The following is a 17925-nucleotide window of genomic DNA, read 5'->3' as shown; positions in this document are numbered from 1 at the left end:
CTAGCTCGCCACCTTCACCCGTTGTCCGACGGGAGACAGGCGGGCTTTTTGTTAACTCACGTGTTTTCACGGTGATCCCGTGCAGGCACGACACCGGCAGAGTTGGCTCATTCAAACAAACGGAGCGGATTATGGAAGTTTTGCTACAGCAAATCATCAACGGACTGGTTCTGGGCAGCATGTACGCCCTGATCGCCCTGGGCTACACCATGGTGTACGGCATCATCAACCTGATCAACTTTGCGCACGGCGAGGTGCTGATGGTCGGCGCGCTGACCAGCTGGACCATCATTGGCCTGATGCAGGAATCCATGCCCGGCACGCCCGGCTGGCTGATTTTGCTGATTTCGCTGTTAATTGCCTTCATCGTCTGCGCCGCTCTGAACTTCACCATCGAAAAGGTCGCCTACCGGCCGCTGCGCAACAGCCCCAAGCTCGCGCCCTTGATCACCGCCATCGGCATGTCGCTGCTGCTGCAGACGCTGGCCATGATCATCTGGAAGCCCAACTACAAGCCATACCCCACGCTGCTGCCGTCCGAGCCCTTCCAGATCGGCGGCGCGGTCATCACCGTGACGCAGATTTTCATCCTGGGCGCCACCGCCGTGTCGCTGGCCATCCTGATGTGGCTGGTGCACTACACCAAGCTCGGCCGCGCCATGCGGGCCACCGCCGAGAACCCGCGCGTCGCCGCCCTGATGGGCGTGCGCCCCGACACCGTCATTTCCGCGACCTTCATCATTGGCGCCATCCTGGCCGCGCTGGCCGGTGTGATGTATGCCTCCAACTACGGCACGGTGCAGCACACCATGGGCTTTTTGCCTGGCCTGAAGGCCTTCACCGCTGCCGTGTTCGGCGGCATCGGCAACCTGGGCGGTGCGGTGCTCGGCGGCATCTTGCTGGGCCTGATCGAGGCGATTGGCGCGGGCTACATCGGCCCGCTGACCGGCGGCGTGCTGGGCAGCCAGTATTCCGACATTTTTGCCTTCATCGTGCTGATTTTTGTGCTCACGCTGCGCCCCTCGGGCCTGCTGGGTGAACGTGTGGCGGACCGGGCGTAAGGCCCATCAACTCACCCACGCACAAGGAGAAAAACCTCATGAACACCAAAAAATTCGCCACCTACCTGATCGTGGCCCTCGGCCTGCTGGTGCTGCCCCTGCTGCTGCAGCAGGGCGGCAATGCCTGGGTACGCATCGTCGACATGGCGCTGCTGTATGTGCTGCTGGCCCTGGGCCTGAACATCGTGGTCGGCTATGCCGGCCTGCTCGACCTGGGCTACGTGGCCTTCTTTGCCGTCGGCGCCTACCTGTTTGCGCTGCTCGGCTCGCCGCACTTGGCCGAGGCCTTTCCATGGATTGCCGCCAATTTCCCGGAAGGCCTGCACCTGCCGATCTGGGCGATCATTCCGGCGGCCGCCGCGCTGGCTGGATTGTTCGGCGTGATGCTGGGCGCGCCCACGCTCAAGCTGCGCGGCGACTACCTGGCCATCGTCACGCTGGGTTTTGGCGAGATCATCCGCGTGTTCCTGAACAACCTGGACCGTCCGATCAACCTGACCAACGGACCCAAGGGCATCAACCAAATCGACTCGATAAAGTTTTTCGGTTTTGATTTGGGCAAGTCGCACACCTTTTTTGGCTTCGAGTTCGCCTCGGTGTCCATGTACTACTACCTGTTCCTGGTGCTGGTGATCTTCTCGGTCATCATTTGCCACCGGCTGGAAACATCGCGCATCGGCCGCGCCTGGATGGCGATCCGCGAGGACGAGATTGCCGCCAAGGCCATGGGCATCAACACCCGCAACATGAAGCTGCTGGCCTTCGGCATGGGCGCGACCTTCGGCGGCGTGTCGGGCGCGATGTTCGCGGCCTTCCAGGGCTTTGTCTCGCCCGAATCGTTCAGCCTGATGGAGTCGATCATGATCGTCGCCATGGTGGTGCTGGGCGGTATCGGGCATTTGCCCGGCGTCATCCTGGGCGCGCTGCTGCTGGCCGCGCTGCCCGAGGTGCTGCGCCATGTGGCCGGGCCGCTGCAAGCCATGACCGACGGCCGGCTCGACTCGGCCATCTTGCGCCAGCTGTTGATCGCGCTGGCCATGATTACCGTGATGCTGATGCGCCCGCGCGGCCTGTGGCCGTCGCCCGAGCACGGCAAGTCGCTGAACAAGCGCGCCGGCAAAGACCCCATCCAGTCCATCAATCCCTAAGGAGACACGGACATGAGCGAAACCATCTTGAATGTCTCGGGTGTTTCCAAGCGCTTTGGCGGCCTGCAGGCGCTGAACGATGTCGGCATCAAAATCCAGCGCGGCCAGGTCTACGGCCTGATCGGCCCCAACGGCGCTGGCAAGACGACTTTCTTCAATGTGCTGACCGGGCTTTACACGCCCGACAGCGGCTTGTTCGAGCTGGCCGGCAAACCCTACAAGCCGACGGCGGTGCATGAAGTGGCCAAGGCCGGCATTGCGCGCACCTTCCAGAACATTCGCCTGTTCGCCGACATGACCGCGCTGGAGAACGTGATGGTCGGCCGGCATGTGCGCACCCATTCGGGGCTGATTGGCGCCGTGTTCCGCACGCCCGGCTTCAAGCGCGAGGAGGCCGAGATCGCGCATCGCTCGCAGGAACTGCTCGATTACGTAGGCATCGGCAAATACGCCGACTTCAAGGCGCGCACGCTGAGTTACGGCGACCAGCGCCGGCTGGAAATCGCCCGGGCCCTGGCCACCGACCCGCAGCTGATCGCGCTCGACGAACCCGCCGCCGGCATGAACGCGACCGAGAAGGTCCAGTTGCGCGAGCTGATCGACCGCATCCGCAAGGACAACCGCACGATCTTGCTGATCGAGCATGACGTGAAGCTGGTTATGGGCCTGTGCGACCGGGTGACGGTGCTCGACTACGGCAAGCAGATCGCCGAGGGTATTCCGGCCGATGTGCAGAAAAACGAAAAAGTGATCACCGCCTACCTGGGCGCAGGCCACTAAAGGAAGCAAAACATGGCAGCGAAAACACTTTTGAAAATTACCGGCCTGCAGGTGGCCTACGGCGGCATCCAGGCGGTCAAGGGCATTGATTTTGAGGTCCACGACGGCGAACTGGTCACGCTGATCGGCTCCAACGGCGCCGGCAAGACCACCACCATGAAGGCCATCACCGGCGGCCTGCCGATCCTGGCCGGCGACATCGAATACCTGGGCAAGAGCATCAAGGGGCGCGGCGCCTGGGACCTGGTCAAGGAAGGCCTGGCCATGGTGCCCGAGGGCCGCGGCGTGTTCGCCCGCATGACCATCCTTGAGAACCTGCAGATGGGCGCTTATATCCGCAACGACAAGGCCGGCATTGCCGACGACATCGAGAAGATGTTCGTGCTGTTCCCGCGCCTGCGCGAGCGCAAGGACCAGCTGGCCGGCACCATGTCGGGCGGCGAGCAGCAAATGCTGGCCATGGGCCGGGCGCTGATGAGCCGTCCCAAGGTGCTGCTGCTTGACGAGCCTTCAATGGGCCTGTCGCCCATCATGGTGGACAAGATTTTCGAGGTAGTTAAGGACGTGTCCGGGCTGGGCATGACGGTGCTGCTGGTCGAGCAGAACGCCAGCCGGGCGCTGGGGATTGCCAACCGGGGCTATGTGATGGAGTCGGGCAATATCACGATGAACGGCGACGCCAAACTGCTGCTGGACGATCCCCGGGTTCGGGCGGCTTACCTGGGCGAGTGATTTTTTAGTGTTTCAGGCTGTTTGCGTATAGCCTGCTTGCGTAGGCAGCTATTGAATTCGTAGCTGGGTTGGCTTCTCGTGGTTTTGCTGGCCGGGGGGTGCCCGGCGGCAAGTAACTTTCTTTTGCTTCGCCAAAAGAAAGTCACCAAAGAAAAGGTGACCCGACTGTCTGGGTCCCTTCGCTGCGCTTCGGGCAACCTGTGATGAGCGGCAAAAGCGGGGGTCCGCGCAAACTCGCCTGCGGCTCAAACAGCGCGCGGCCCTGATCCCGCTTTTGCCGCCCATCACAGGCCCAGCCAGAACGGGTGGAGATGAATACCGAAGACCGACCAGCCAAACTGTGCGGAACCAAGCAGCTATTAATTCAGGGGCTTAGGAAGCAGAGGCGATTAAAGCGGGTTGTTTCTGAGCAAGGCCAGCAGGGCATGATAAAGGCTTTGATGGCGGTGATTGAAGCGGTACTCCGTCTCTTTTAGATGCAGATAGAACGTATGCCGGGGCACGCCGTTGAACTGCACCAGACGACGCTTGGCGTAGCTCCAGAAGCTCTCGATGCCGTTGACGTGAACACTGCCCCGAGCAAACTCGTTGTTGCCGTGGTTGACCCGCAAGTGTTTGTCAAAGCCCACATCGACCAGGCCGTCATAGCCGCGCCAGCGGTCTGTGTGAATCACGCTGGCAATATCGGCCTTGCCCCGAATGATGGCTTGAAGCACGGCTTTGGAGGCGTTGGGCACGATCTCGGTGTATACGTTCTGGCCCCGCTTGAGCAGCCCAAAAACCACTGTTTTGCCCCCCGCGCCCCGACCCCGCAGGCCACGCACTCGGCGAGGACCGAAGTACGACTCATCGGCTTCGAGTTCTCCGCCCAGCGGTGAAACCTGCTCGCAGTGCTCGGCCAGGCGGCGTCGCACGCGCAGGTAAATGGTGTTGACTGAGCGCACTGACACGCCGCTGAGTTCGGCGCAATCGGTGGCCGTCAAGTCCATGGCGAAATAGCGCATTACTTGACGGAATTTGGCTTCACTGATTTTGGAATGCCTGAAATACCGGTTTTTCTGAATCACGATAAGAACTTAGCTTAGCTGTCGATAAGCTCTGGTTCCTAAGCCCCTTTTTTAATAGCAAATGCAGAAAGCGTTCAATGATGGCGTGGGCATAGCGGCTGGCAACGGCATCGACGAAGGCCGGAAAATCGACATGGGCACTGTCGTCCGCCCGGTCTGAAACAGTGCGCATTACGGCAAACGGCACGCCGTAGTCCATGCAGACCTGCGCCACGGCAGCCCCTTCCATCTCCACGGCCAATACCGCATGACCCGCGCCGGCCATCAGCTCGCGCAGACGACTCGATTCATCGGCACCCGAGACAAAACGATCACCGCTGGCAATCAGGCCCTGGTGAACGCAAGCGCCCTCAAACCCGTGCGCCACCAGACTTTCATTCGCCAACGCGCCGCAACTCGCCTCGAACAGCAGCGCGCTCAAGGCCGCATCACAGTGAAACCTGGTTTTGCCGTACAACGGCACTTCATAGCGAGGAAACAGCGGGGAGGCATCCAGATCGTGCTGAACAAAATCGGTCGCCACCACCACATCGCCCACCTTCACGCCGTGGCCCAAGCCACCCGCAACGCCGGTGAACACGATGCGGCGCACGCCAAACCGCTCGATCAGCGCGGTTGTAGTGGTGGCGGCGGCGACCTTGCCAATCTTGGACAAAGCCAGCACCACGGGCTGGCCGTGCAAATCACCTAGCCAGAAGTCGCGACTGGCATGAATCACCTTGCGCGGCCGCTGCAGCAACTCCACGAGGCCGCGCTGCTCCTGCGGTAAGGCGCTGAGGATGGCAATCGGGGTTATGGCGAGGTCGGAAGTCAGTGGCATGCAGTCGATTTTCCAGGCAAATCACTGCCGGAAAAAGTCGACCTCAAACCTGATGACAGGTTTCCAGGAATTTATGGGTTTAGCACTTGTCGCGCAGTTCGCGGCGCAGGATCTTGCCGACCGGCGTCTTGGGCAATTCGGTGCGGAACTCCACGACCCTCGGCTGCTTGTAGCCGGTGAGGTTTTCCTTGCAGAAAGCGCGCACATCGGCTTCGCTCAGGTCGGGGTGCTTCTTCACAATCACCAGCTTGACGGCTTCACCTGATTTTTCGTCGATCACGCCGACGCAGGCGCATTCGAGCACACCGTCCATGGTGGAAACGATTTCTTCAATCTCGTTCGGATAAACATTGAAACCGCTGACCAGCACCATGTCCTTCTTGCGGTCGATGATCTTGAAAAAGCCGTTTTTGTCAATGATGCCGACGTCGCCCGACTTGAAATAGCCGTCGGACGTCATGACCTTGTCGGTTTCGTCAGGCCGCTGCCAGTAGCCCGCCATGACCTGAGGCCCCTTGATGGCGATCTCGCCAGGCTGGCCCGGGGCCACTTCCTGGCCGTCATCATCCAGCAGCTTGAACCAGGTACTTGGAAGCGGCACGCCGATGGTGCCGGTGAAGTTTTTGCTGTTGGTCGGATTGCAACTGGCCGACGGCGACGTTTCCGAAAGGCCATAACCTTCGCAGATCGGACAGCCGGTCTTTTGCAGCCACAGCTTGGCCACTGCGCTTTGCACGGCCATGCCGCCGCCGAGGGAGATTTTCAGGTGCGACCAGTCCACCGTATTGAAATCCGGATGGTTGGCAAGTCCGTTGAACAAGGTGTTAACGGCCGGAAAACTGTTGACCTTGTGCTTGGCAAGCTCCTTGAGCACCGCAGGCAGGTCGCGTGGATTGGGGATCAGGATGTTCTTTCCGCCGGTCCGCATGCCCAGCATCATGTTCACCGTGAAGGCGAAGATATGGTAGAGCGGCAGCGCGCAGACATAAGTGGGCTGCTCTCCTGAGCCCAAGCTGGCCATGGCCGGGCCGTTCCATGCTTCGGACTGCAGCACATTGGCAATCACGTTGCGGTGCAGCAGCACGGCCCCTTTGGAAACACCGGTGGTACCGCCGGTGTACTGAAGCACGGCAATGTCGTCGGGCTTGATGTCCGGCCGCTTGAGCACCCCGCGCGTGCCTTGCGCCAAAGCATCGTTAAAGCGAACGGCGCCCGGCAGGTTGAACGGCGGCACCATTTTCTTGACGTTGCGCACCACATAATTGACAAGCGTCCCCTTGAGCAAGCCCAGCTGGTCGCCCATGGAACACAGCACGACATGCTTGATCGGCGTGTTGGCCAGGCAGTGCTCCAGCGTGCCGGCAAAGTTCTCGACGATCACGATGGCCCTGGCGCCTGAATCCTTGAGCTGATGCTCCAGTTCTCGCGGCGTGTAAAGCGGATTCACATTGACCACGACGTAGCCGGCACGCAAAATAGCCGCCACCGCCACCGGATACTGCGGAATGTTGGGCATCATGATGGCCACACGGTCGCCACGGGCCAAGCCCAGGCCCTGCAAATAGGCGCCGAACGCCAGCGACAGGCTGTCGGTCTGGCCGAACGTGATTTCCTTGCCCATGAAGCTGTAGGCAACCCGGTCCTTGTACGTCTTGAAGCTTTCCTCCATCAAGGCCACCAGCGACGGATATTGCGAGGCATCGACATCGGCAGGAACGCCCGCCGGATAAGCCCTGAGCCACGGGCGTTCAACTTCGTTGGTTTTCATCACTGCATTCATCTTCTTTGCCTCCAGTACTGTTATTTTTACTTACTTGTTGCTTACAGAAATTTTCAGGGAAAGCAGCTCCCGTGGCTATTACGGTTTTCCCTAGTAAATAATGACGTTTAGAAGACTCAGCTCTCTAATCGAGCCGCTTGGCAGTGGCTGATGGCGCTGCGGCACACAGCGTGCCGGCACGGCGAAGGCTTACTCGATCGCCTTGCCCATGTCCTCGATGATTTTCTTGGCATCGCCGAAGACCATCATGGTCTTGTCCATGTAGAACAATTCGTTGTCCAGGCCGGCGTAGCCCGCCGCCATCGAACGCTTGTTGACGATGACCGTCTTGGCCTTGTAGGCCTCCAGGATCGGCATGCCGTAAATCGCGCTGCCCTTGACATGCGCAGCCGGGTTCACCACGTCGTTGGCGCCCAGGATGATGGCGACATCGGCCTGGCCGAACTCGGCGTTGATGTCTTCCATCTCGAACACCTGATCGTAGGGCACCTCGGCCTCGGCCAGCAGCACGTTCATGTGGCCGGGCATGCGGCCGGCCACCGGATGGATCGCGTACTTGACGGTGATGCCTTTGTCGGTCAGCTTTTGCGCCAGCTCCTTGACCGAATGCTGGGCGCGCGCGACGGCCAGGCCGTAGCCCGGCACGATGATGACGGTTTCGGCATTGCTTAGAATGAAGGCGGCGTCGTCTGCCGAGCCAGACTTGACCGGGCGCTGTTCCTTGGCGCCGGTCGTTGTCGTGGCCGCCTCGCCGCCAAAGCCGCCGCCGATCACATTGAAGAACGAGCGGTTCATGGCCTTGCACATGATGTAGCTCAGGATGGCGCCGCTTGACCCCACCAGCGAACCGGCAATGATCAACATTGAATTGTTCAACGAAAAACCGATGCCCGCCGCCGCCCAGCCCGAGTAGCTGTTGAGCATGGACACCACCACCGGCATGTCGGCGCCGCCGATCGGGATGATGATCAAGACGCCCATGACGAAGGACAGCGCCAGCATGGCAAAAAAGGCCGTCCAGCTGCCGGTCAGCATGAAGGTGATACCCAGCGCGACGGTGGCCAGGCCCAGCACCAGGTTGAGCTTGTGCTGGCCGGGAAACGACACCGGCGCGCCCTGGAACAGGCGGAACTTGTACTTGCCCGAGAGTTTGCCAAACGCAATCACCGAGCCGCTGAAGGTGATGGCGCCAATCGCCGCGCCCAAGAACAGTTCGAGCCGGTTGCCCGCCGGAATCGGCATGCCCTTGGCGACGATGTTGAAAGCGTGAGGCTCGGCGACCGCCGCCACGGCGATGAAGACTGCCGCCAGGCCGATCATGCTGTGCATGAAGGCGACCAGTTCGGGCATCTTGGTCATCTCTACGCGCTTGGCCATCAAGGTGCCGGCCGCGCCGCCCACGACCAGCGCGCCCAGCACGTACACCATGCCCTGGGCCTTGCCGCCCGAAATTTCGACAATCAAGGCGCCGGTGGTCAGAATAGCAATGGCCATGCCGACCATGCCGAACAGGTTGCCGCGCAGCGACGTGGTCGGATGCGACAGGCCCTTGAGCGCCTGGATGAAAAAGACCGAAGCCACCAGGTACAGCAGCGTGACGAGGTTCATGCTCATTTGGCGGCTCCCGAATCGGCGACGACCGCGACGGCCTTTTTTTCCTTTTTGCGGAACATCTCCAGCATCCGGCGCGTGACCAGGAAGCCGCCAAAGACATTGACTGCCGCCAGCGCCACGGCCAGGACGCCCATGGTGCGGCCCAAGGTGGTTTCGGTCAGCGCGGCAGCCAGCATCGCGCCGACGATGACGATGGCCGAAATGGCATTGGTCACGGCCATCAGCGGCGTGTGCAGCGCGGGCGTGACGGTCCAGACGACGTGGTAACCGACATAGATGGCCAGCACAAAAATGATCAGGTTGATGAGGGTGGGGGACACGGCATCCATGGTCTTTTCCTTCCGAATGAGATTTTTTCGAGGCTTGAACGGGGCTTGGCGAACGGGACGCGTATCCCGAACCGGCTTACTTGCGCTTGACCTCGCCGCCCTGAGTCATCAGGCAGGCCGCGACGATGTCGTCTTCCAGGTCAAGCTTGAGCGCACCTTCCTTGGTGATGATGAGCTTGAGAAAGTCCAGCAGGTTGCGCGCATACAGCGCGCTGGCGTCGGCCGCCACCAGCGCCGGGATGTTGGTCTGGCCCATCAGCGTCACGCCGTGCTTGACGACGGTCTTGTCCGCCTCGGTCAGCGGGCAGTTGCCGCCTTGCGCGGCGGCCAGATCGACGATCACGCTGCCGGGCTTCATGGCCATGACCATTTCCTCGGTCACCAGCACCGGCGCGGCGCGGCCGGGAATCAAGGCGGTGGTGATCACCACGTCGGCCTGCGCCACGCGCTTGGCGACCTCGATCTTTTGCCGCGCCATCCAGCCGGGCGGCATCGGCTTGGCATAGCCGCCCACACCGACAGCGGCTTCGCGCTCTTCGTCGGTTTCGTAAGGCACGTCGATGAACTTGCCGCCCAGCGACTCGACCTGCTCCTTGACGCTCGGGCGCACGTCGCTGGCCTCAATCACGGCGCCCAGGCGCTTGGCCGTGGCAATCGCCTGCAATCCGGCCACGCCGACACCCAAAATCACCACGCGGGCGGCCTTGACGGTGCCGGCGGCGGTCATCAGCATCGGGAAGAAGCGCTGGTATTCGTTGGCCGCCATCATCACGGCCTTGTAGCCGGCGATGTTGGCCTGGCTCGACAGCACATCCATGCTCTGGGCGCGGCTGGTGCGCGGCGCCGCTTCGAGCGAAAAGGACGTCAGCTGCGCGGCGGCCAGGCGCTGCAGGCCGGCGGGATCGAAGGGGTTGAGCATGCCGACCATCACGCTGCCGGGCCGGGTGTGCGCCATTTCACTGTCCAGCGGGCAGCGCACCTTGAGCACGATGTCGGCGGCGTAAGCGCCCGCCGCATCGGTGATCTCGGCGCCCACTAGCTGGTAGGCGCTATCGGGAACACTGGCGGCCACGCCCGCGCCCGACTGAATGCGGATCGTGTGGCCCTGGGCCTTGAGCTTTTTGGCCGTCTCGGGCGTGATGGCGACGCGTGTCTCTCCGGCCGTGATTTCGGCAGGTATCCCAATCAGCATGGGCTTCTCCTCGATGCTTTATTTTTCTCGGAGGCCCTGAAAAGGGCCTGGGCGGATCTGCAACTGCCGTAAAGCTTACATGAGTTTTTTGTAAATTTTCGTCAACGCAGACTAATGCGCGACCGCCTGGGCAAGCTTAGGGAGAAACCCTGAGGCGAAGAAAAACCCGTCGGCTTGTGACAAACCGACGGGCTCCTTGGAAAAAATCATTGAAGCCGCAAGCGGCTTTGGGCCAGTTTATTTGGCCGTGGGCATCACAAACTCGGCGCCCTTGCCAATGCTTTCCGGCCAGCGCTGCATGATCGATTTCTGCTTGGTGTAGAAGCGAACGCCTTCCTCGCCGTAAGCGTGCATGTCACCGAACAGGCTTTTCTTCCAGCCACCAAAGCCATGCCAGGCCATGGGCACCGGAATCGGCACATTGATGCCGACCATGCCGACCTGGATACGGCGGCTGAATTCACGCGCCACATGGCCGTCGCGGGTGAAGCAGCTCACGCCGTTGCCAAATTCGTGGGCATTGATCAACTCGACCGCTTCGGCCAGGTCCTTCACGCGCACACAGCCCAGCACCGGGCCGAAGATTTCTTCCTTGTAGATGCGCATGTCGGGCGTGACGTGGTCAAACAGCGTGCCGCCCATCCAGAAGCCCTGCGCGCAGCCCTCGCCAGCATCTGCGCCGGTGAAGGTCCGGCCATCGACCAGCAGTTCGGCGCCCTCTGCAACGCCCAGGTCGATGTAGCCGGTGATGCGCTTATGGGCAATGCCGGTGACGATCGGACCCATTTCGGCGTCCGGGTTCACGCCGTTCTTGATCACCAATGTTTCGGCCCGCGCCTTGAGCATCGGGATCAGCTTGTCAGCCACATTGCCGACCAGCACCGCCACCGAGATCGCCATGCAGCGCTCGCCGGCCGAGCCGTAACCTGCGCCGATCAGCGCATCGACCGCCTGCTCCAGGTCGGCGTCGGGCATGACGACCATGTGATTCTTGGCGCCGCCCAGCGCCTGCACGCGCTTGCCGTGATGGGCGCCGGTTTCATAGATGTAATTGGCAATCGGCGTTGAGCCGACAAAGGACACCGCCTTGACGTCAGGATGCACCAGCAGCGCATCGACCGCTTCCTTGTCGCCCTGCACGACGTTGAACACGCCGTCCGGCAGGCCGGCCTGCTTGAGCAAGTCGGCCATGAACAGGCTGGCGCTCGGATCGATCGGGCTGGGTTTCAGTACAAACGTGTTGCCCGCCGCAATCGCCACCGGGAACATCCACATCGGCACCATCACCGGAAAGTTGAACGGCGTGATGCCAGCCACCACGCCCAGCGGCTGGCGCAGCGTCCAGTTGTCGATGCCGGTGCTGACTTGGTCGGTGAAGTCGCCCTTGAGCAGTTGCGGAATGCCGCAGGCGAATTCGACAATGTCGATGCCGCGCGACACCTCGCCCTGCGCATCGGTGAACACCTTGCCGTGCTCGGCGGTGATCAGGTGCGCCAGCTTGTCCTTGTTCTGGTTCAGCAGTTCGAGGAACTTGAACATGACCCGGGCGCGGCGAATCGGCGGGATGTCCGACCACGCAGGAAAGGCGGCCTGCGCGGCGGCGACGGCCGCATCGACGTCAAGCGCGCTGCCCAGCGCCACATGGCCGGAGACCGCGCCGGTGGCCGGATTGAACACTTCCTGGCTGCGCCCGCCGGCGGGCGTGACGGCGCTGCCGTTCACATAGTGGCCAAGGGTGATGTGCGGGGCAATTTCGGCGGGCGATGAAAACATGGCGATCCTTGGAAATGAACAAACGAATGGGCACAGTCTAGGGTTCGCCGCCCGGTTTGATAAGCCCCTGGCAAATGATTACATTGTTCAGATTCCTGAACAATGATGGCCCGCAATGTCCTCTGACCAACTGGCGCCGCTCGTCGCCGACCTGCATCTGCTGACGGTGCTCGCCGCAACCCGCAGCTTCACCGAAACCGCGCGCCGCCTGGGCCTGTCCAAGGCATCGGCCAGCATGCGCATCAGCGAACTGGAGCGCAACGCGGGCGTGCTGCTGGTGCGCCGCACGACGCGCTCGGTCGGTCTGACCGAGGCCGGCCAGCAGCTGGTCAACGACATGCAGCCGGCGTTCCGGCGCATCAGCGAAAGCTATAGCGCGGCCTGCGACTTGGCCGGCACGCCGCGCGGACTGATCCGGCTGACCGCGCCTGTCGCGCTCGGCCGCCAGCACCTTGCCAGCAGCATCGCCACTTTCCTGCAGCAGTTCCCGGACATCCACATCGAACTCGAACTGACCGACCGCTTCATCAACCTGGCCAACGAAGGCTTTGACCTGGCGATCCGGCACACCAACGCGCCGCCCGAAACGCATGTCGCCTGGGTGCTGTGCGAAACCCGTTCGCAGTTGGTGGCCAGCCCGCAGTACCTGGCGCGGCGCGGCACGCCCGCGCATCCGTCCGAGCTGACCGCGCACGATTGCTTGCTCTACCTTCGGGATAGCCATGCCGGCAGCTGGACCTTTGCGCGTCCGGGGACCGGAAAAGGGAAAAAGGCCGGCGCTGAGGTCGAACGCGTTGGCGTGACGGTGGCCGGCTCGCTCAAGGCCAACAACAGCGAAGTGCTGCGCGACGCCCTGCTGGCCGGGCTGGGCATCGGCCTCTTGCCTGATTTCAGCCTGCCGCCCGCAGCCGATGGCCGTGGAGCCGCGCCGCTGGTCCAGGTCTTGCCCGACTGGCAGGTCCAGGGCTTTTTCGGCGAGCGCATCTATGCCCTGCGGCCGTGGTCGGCGCAGGTGCCCAAGGCGGTGCAGTGCTTGGTCGAGCATTTGCGCCAGAGTTTTGCCGGCGGTTTTCCGGCTTTCCTTAAAAACCTGTCACCGCAATAGGCGTCCTGTCAAAAATGCCCCGGATAATCCTGCGCATGAACAAACGATGGAAACCAAATGTTACGGTGGCGGCCGTCATTGAACGGGATTTTGATGGCGTCCGGAAGTTCTTGCTGGTCGAGGAAGAAACCCGCGACGGCTTGAGGCTCAACAACCCGGCCGGCCACCTGGACCCCGGCGAAAGCCCGATCCAGGCCTGCGCGCGCGAAACCCTGGAAGAAACCGCTTTTCACTTCACGCCGACCGCGCTGGTCGGCATTTATTTCTCGCGTTTCGACAGCTCCCAGCCCGGGCAGGCCCTGCCGCAGGACATCACCTACCTGCGCTTCACCTTTTGCGGCGAACTGGGCGAGCATGTCGCCGGCCAGGCGCTGGACGAAGGCATCGTGCGCGCCCTGTGGCTGACGGCGGATGAAATCCGCGCATCCACCGCCATGCACCGCAGCCCCCTGCTGCTGACCAACCTGGAAGACTACCTGGCCGGCCGGCGCTATCCGCTGCACATCATCCATGCCGATGAAAGCGTTTACGCCCGAAAGGCGTGAAAACCAGGCGGCCCGCCCGCGTTGCCAGCGCACCCGGCCCACTCGGTAAAATCGGAGAATGCAAAAGCAACGAATAGTGGTGGGATTAAGCGGTGGCGTCGATTCGGCAGTGACCGCGCACCTGCTCAAGCAACAGGGCCACGAGGTCATCGGCATCTTCATGAAGAACTGGGAAGACGACGACGACAGCGAATTTTGCTCGTCCAACATCGACTTTGTGGACGCCGCCGCCGTCGCCGACGTGATCGGCATCGAGATCGAGCATGTCAACTTCGCCGCCGACTACAAGGACCGCGTCTTCGCCGAATTCCTGCGCGAATACCAGGCCGGCCGCACGCCCAACCCGGACATTTTGTGCAACGCCGAGATCAAGTTCAAGGCCTTCCTGGACCACGCGATGCGCCTGGGCGCCGAAAAAATCGCCACCGGCCACTATGCCCGGGTGCGGCAGAACGACACCACCGGCCTGCACGAACTGCTCAAGGGCCTGGACCCGGCCAAGGACCAGAGCTACTTTTTGCACCGGCTAAACCAGGCCCAACTTTCAAAAACCCTGTTCCCGGTCGGCGAGTTGCACAAGACCGAGGTGCGCCGCATCGCCGACGAGATCGGCCTGCCGAACGCCCGAAAAAAGGACTCGACCGGCATCTGCTTCATCGGCGAGCGGCCGTTTCGCGATTTTTTGAACCGCTACATCGCCAAGGCGCCCGGCCCGATCAAAAACGACCAGGGCCGCATCCTGGGTGAGCATGTCGGCCTGAGCTTTTACACATTGGGCCAGCGCCAGGGCCTGGGCATCGGCGGCGTGAAGGCGCGGGGTGCCGACCTGAAGGCGGCGCAGGCGCGCGGCCAGCGCGGCGTGGGCGAGCATGAACCGTGGTTTGTTGCCCGCAAGGACATGGACAGCAACACGCTGTGGGTGGTGCAGGGCCACGACCATCCGTGGCTGCAATCGACGGTGCTCCATGCGCAGGATTGCAGCTGGGTGGCGGGCAGCGCGCCGGCCTTGGGCGCAATGGCCGCCAAGACGCGCTACCGCCAGGCCGACGCTGCCTGTGAACTGCTTACCGCCACGGGCGGCGGCTGCGAACTGGTGTTCCTGGATGCACAGTGGGCAGTCACGCCGGGCCAGTCGGCGGTGCTCTACCAGGGCGAGGTCTGCCTGGGCGGCGGCGTGATTGCGTCGAGCAATGTGCAGAATTTACCCGGCGGCAAGCCCGCCGCCGCACTTTTTAAGCCAAACAAGCCTTTTGCGCAGGCGGGACAAGCGTAAGCAGCTATCAATATGATTGCAAAACTGCCGCTTCACAGCGCCGATTCGACATAGGTGTAGAGGTAATTGGAGCCACCGTTGACATTGCCCAGCAGGCGCGACGAGCCAAAGATGCCCGAGCGGTGCGACACGCCAAAACCAATGAACGTGTCCTTCAAGGCACGCGAACCGACCAGGTCGCCCAGGCTGACATCAAGCGTCGGGTCCAGGTATTGCAGCATGCGCGAGGTCGGTTTTCCCGCCAGCGCCTGGCTGCTGGCTTCAATGTACGGCGCGCGCTGGGCCAGCGACACGCCCACACCCATGCCCAGACGCGTCTTGACCCGGTCGCTCCACGGAAAGCCGGAATAAAAGGCCTTCATGAACAGGTCAAGCTGCACGCCATTGGCCTGCAGGCCGCGGTCGTTGTGGCTGATCAAGCCGGCATAGCCGACAAAATCAAGCGGCCAGCCGTTCACGTTCTGCAAAAAAGGCTTGCCGACCTGAAGGCCGGTGATGCTGGTCGGGTTCACGCTGGCAACCGACAGGCATTGTGCGGTCGCGATCTTGAGCAGGTGGCAGCCGTCGTCGGTGGCCTTGCCGTAAAGCAGCTTGAACCAGGTGGGTGAGCCGTTCTGCGCCCATTCACGCTGATGCCCGCCAAAGTCATAGGCTGCGCCCACGTACACGCCGGGCAGCACGCGCTTTTGCACGATGGGGCTGTCCTTGACCTGGCGGTCGAGCAGCGTGGCCGACACGCCGGCCAGCAGGCGCCAGCGCTGCGAATAATCATAGGAGCCATACAGGCCAAGCGTGGTGTTCAGGCCCGCGCCCGGCGCATAGGCGGCGCGGCCGGGCGTGGCTTCGCCGGGCCGCACGCCGTAGTAATAGTTGTTCAGCCGCGCATCGCGCAGCGCCACGCTCAGGCTGGGGCGCAGGCTCCACGGGCCGGAACGCCAGTCGTAGGTGTAGCCCAGGCGGAACTCGCTGCCCTTTGAAAACCCGCCGATGTCATGCAGCAGTTCGGCCTGCAGCGTGCCCCAGGGCTGGCGGTAGCGCCACGACAGGCCCAGGTCGATCCCGGAGTCGCGCGTCGCCATGCCGGCCAGGCTGTCGGGCAGACGGTCAGCCGGAAAACCTTCGAGCCGCTGCTCGACGAACAGGTCCATCCGTTGCGTGTCGTCCTGCTGCAGCTTGACACCGCCCCGGTTGGCATGCAGAAAAAAGCGCTCGCCCTCGTAAAGGTAGAGCGGCAGCACGTCATAGCGGTTGCCGCCGTCCTGGTAGGGCGAGCGCTCGAAATGGGCGATCACGCCCAGCCCCGCGCTACCCGGCTCCGACAGGATGTTGGTCAACGGCTCCAGATTGGCGTCCGCGCGCGCAGGCGCCATGGCGCACAAGCCCGTGGCGGCCAAAGCGATTGCGGCCAGCCAGCGGGGAAAACGGGAAGGGGTGGGAAATAGGTTGTTCATCGTGAAGGGTTGGAAACCGGTTGGGCACCCGTTGACGGGGCGTGTTCTGCGCTGACATCTCAATTTACGAGTCAAAAAAGCCTTTTGCGCACGATCCACCTGCACTTACAGCTATATTATTTATAGCAAAATAATTAAAAAACCCGCACGAAGCGGGTTTTTGGCGCGTTTTGCAGCAACACCTCAGAAGGGTTATATACACCTGAGACTCTTTGCAGAAACTGAGTGAGTGAGTGTTTTCACCAATGAAACCTTGGGAAGCCAGCTCGAAGTATGCCATTTTATGTAAGGTTTTTTGTCAATTTTCACCAACATTCGCTTGAAATACTTCACCTTTTTATAAAACTGTCTCATTTCAAGAGAAGTCTTAAATCCTTTAAGACTTCTTAATACTCGGCGTCCAAATCGGGACTGGCTGAGCATGTCCAACCGATTTTCGCTCATGGCATGAACACGCCGTTCATCGTGCAGCCTGGTCAGCGCAAGGTTGAACGTCATGCGCAGCAAGCGCTCGGTACAGCGTGGCCCGGGACACCCCCAAGTTTTTGGCGACATCGTTCGCCACGGTGCCTGCGGCCAGCAGTTGCCGGGCGGCGCCGATCTTGGACAGGTCCATCTTTGCTTTGCGCCCACCCTTTCGGCCTCGTGCCTTGGCCGCAGCAAGGCCTGCCTTTGTACGCTCCTTGATCAATTCGCGCTCCATCTCTGCCATGGCTGCCATCACATGGAAAAAGAATCGGCCTGCTGACGTGCTGGTATCAATGCCGTCCGTCAGGCTTCTGAACTCCACCCCTTTGGCTTTTAGCTGCTCCACAAGTTCAATGAGGCCTTTGACGGTTCGCCCGAGTCGGTCCAGCTTCCACACCACCAGAGTGTCACCCGGGCGGATGTAGTTCAGCGCCGAGGCAAGGCCTTCCTTGAGCTGGGCGGCCCCGGTGATCCGGTCGCTAAAGAGTTGAGTGCAGCCCGAGCCGGTCAAGGCGTCTTGCTGCATGTCCAGATTTTGGTCTCCCGCCGAAACCCGTGCGTATCCCACCAACATTCAGGCTCCCTTGTCTTATTACTCATGTCAGTTTAAACAATGAGACGTAGAAATCAAGACAGGGAATTGAGACTGAAATAGCTTGAGCTTGCTCGCATCAATGACCTCATGTCGAGGTGTCTCAAAAACGTTCGTTTTTGAGACATGATGCTTACGATCATTTTGAGAGACTAAAACCATTGAAGCCAGAGTCTCCTCCCCATTGGGGATAGC

General features: G+C 61.6%; 16 protein-coding genes. 7 read left to right on the top strand and 9 right to left on the bottom strand.

Annotated elements, in window-relative coordinates; genetic code table 11:
* Positions 1–131: 131 nt before the first annotated feature.
* Genes ACP7AD_RS04325 through ACP7AD_RS04310 form a run of 4 tightly spaced genes read left to right on the top strand, consistent with a single transcriptional unit; the run spans position 132 to position 3721 of the window.
* Positions 132–1061 carry a branched-chain amino acid ABC transporter permease gene (locus tag ACP7AD_RS04325; RefSeq protein WP_426145834.1) on the top strand — a complete coding sequence of 310 codons (930 nt, stop codon included), beginning with the start codon at positions 132–134 and terminating at the stop codon, positions 1059–1061.
* A 38-nt stretch (positions 1062–1099) separates the two neighbouring features.
* Positions 1100–2209 carry an ABC transporter permease subunit gene (locus ACP7AD_RS04320; protein ID WP_426145832.1) on the top strand — a complete coding sequence of 370 codons (1110 nt, stop codon included), beginning with the start codon at positions 1100–1102 and terminating at the stop codon, positions 2207–2209.
* Positions 2210–2221: 12 nt separating this feature from the next.
* A complete protein-coding gene (locus ACP7AD_RS04315; protein WP_426145830.1) occupies positions 2222–2989 on the top strand; it encodes an ABC transporter ATP-binding protein in 768 nt (255 codons plus the stop codon).
* A 12-nt stretch (positions 2990–3001) separates the two neighbouring features.
* A complete protein-coding gene (locus ACP7AD_RS04310; protein WP_426145828.1) occupies positions 3002–3721 on the top strand; it encodes an ABC transporter ATP-binding protein in 720 nt (239 codons plus the stop codon).
* Positions 3722–4110: 389 nt separating this feature from the next.
* Here ACP7AD_RS04310 and ACP7AD_RS04305 read toward each other — a convergent pair whose 3' ends face one another.
* From ACP7AD_RS04305 to ACP7AD_RS04275, 7 genes are all read right to left on the bottom strand, one after another.
* A complete protein-coding gene (locus tag ACP7AD_RS04305) occupies positions 4111–4725 on the bottom strand; it encodes an IS1595 family transposase (RefSeq protein ID WP_426166004.1) in 615 nt (204 codons plus the stop codon).
* Positions 4726–4744: 19 nt separating this feature from the next.
* Complete coding sequence (locus ACP7AD_RS04300) at positions 4745–5608, bottom strand: 5'-methylthioadenosine/adenosylhomocysteine nucleosidase (protein WP_426148158.1); 864 nt, start codon at positions 5606–5608, stop codon at positions 4745–4747.
* Between the two features lie 79 nt (positions 5609–5687).
* Positions 5688–7376 (bottom strand): long-chain-fatty-acid--CoA ligase, encoded by a 1689-nt coding sequence (locus ACP7AD_RS04295; protein WP_426148157.1) that lies wholly within the window; start codon positions 7374–7376, stop codon positions 5688–5690.
* Positions 7377–7577: 201 nt separating this feature from the next.
* Positions 7578–9002 (bottom strand): NAD(P)(+) transhydrogenase (Re/Si-specific) subunit beta, encoded by a 1425-nt coding sequence (locus tag ACP7AD_RS04290; protein ID WP_426148156.1) that lies wholly within the window; start codon positions 9000–9002, stop codon positions 7578–7580.
* A complete protein-coding gene (locus ACP7AD_RS04285; protein WP_426148155.1) occupies positions 8999–9331 on the bottom strand; it encodes an NAD(P) transhydrogenase subunit alpha in 333 nt (110 codons plus the stop codon). Before ACP7AD_RS04285 ends, ACP7AD_RS04290 begins: the two co-directional genes overlap by 4 nt.
* Before the next feature lie 76 nt (positions 9332–9407).
* On the bottom strand, positions 9408–10523 hold the full coding sequence (locus tag ACP7AD_RS04280) for a Re/Si-specific NAD(P)(+) transhydrogenase subunit alpha (protein ID WP_426148154.1): 1116 nt from the start codon (positions 10521–10523) through the stop codon (positions 9408–9410).
* A 237-nt stretch (positions 10524–10760) separates the two neighbouring features.
* Positions 10761–12296, bottom strand: a complete 1536-nt coding sequence (locus tag ACP7AD_RS04275; RefSeq protein WP_426148153.1) for a CoA-acylating methylmalonate-semialdehyde dehydrogenase — start codon at positions 12294–12296, stop codon at positions 10761–10763.
* Positions 12297–12411: 115 nt separating this feature from the next.
* On the opposite strand from ACP7AD_RS04275, the gene ACP7AD_RS04270 reads away from it, so the two are divergent.
* From ACP7AD_RS04270 to mnmA, 3 genes are read left to right on the top strand one after another with little or no spacing between them, the layout of a single operon-like run.
* The gene (locus ACP7AD_RS04270; protein WP_426148152.1) at positions 12412–13401 is read left to right on the top strand and encodes a LysR family transcriptional regulator; all 990 of its coding nucleotides are present in this window, start codon (positions 12412–12414) and stop codon (positions 13399–13401) included.
* 35 nt (positions 13402–13436) lie between these two features.
* On the top strand, positions 13437–13946 hold the full coding sequence (locus ACP7AD_RS04265) for an NUDIX hydrolase (protein ID WP_426148151.1): 510 nt from the start codon (positions 13437–13439) through the stop codon (positions 13944–13946).
* Positions 13947–14004: 58 nt separating this feature from the next.
* Entirely contained in the window at positions 14005–15219 is a 1215-nt protein-coding gene (gene mnmA / locus ACP7AD_RS04260) for a tRNA 2-thiouridine(34) synthase MnmA (RefSeq protein ID WP_426148150.1), read from the top strand.
* A 32-nt stretch (positions 15220–15251) separates the two neighbouring features.
* Here the strand turns inward: mnmA and ACP7AD_RS04255 are convergent, their stop codons facing one another.
* On the bottom strand, positions 15252–16670 hold the full coding sequence (locus ACP7AD_RS04255; RefSeq protein WP_426148149.1) for a MipA/OmpV family protein: 1419 nt from the start codon (positions 16668–16670) through the stop codon (positions 15252–15254).
* Positions 16671–17130: 460 nt separating this feature from the next.
* Entirely contained in the window at positions 17131–17712 is a 582-nt protein-coding gene (locus ACP7AD_RS04250; RefSeq protein WP_426148148.1) for a recombinase family protein, read from the bottom strand.
* Positions 17713–17925: the final 213 nt, after the last annotated feature.

The sequence above is a fragment of the Polaromonas sp. DSP2-3-2b2 genome, from assembly GCF_049895905.1.
In the GTDB taxonomy this organism is placed as follows: domain Bacteria; phylum Pseudomonadota; class Gammaproteobacteria; order Burkholderiales; family Burkholderiaceae_C; genus Polaromonas.
Note: the sequence above shows the minus strand (reverse complement) of the source record. Positions and strands in the feature narration are given on the sequence as shown.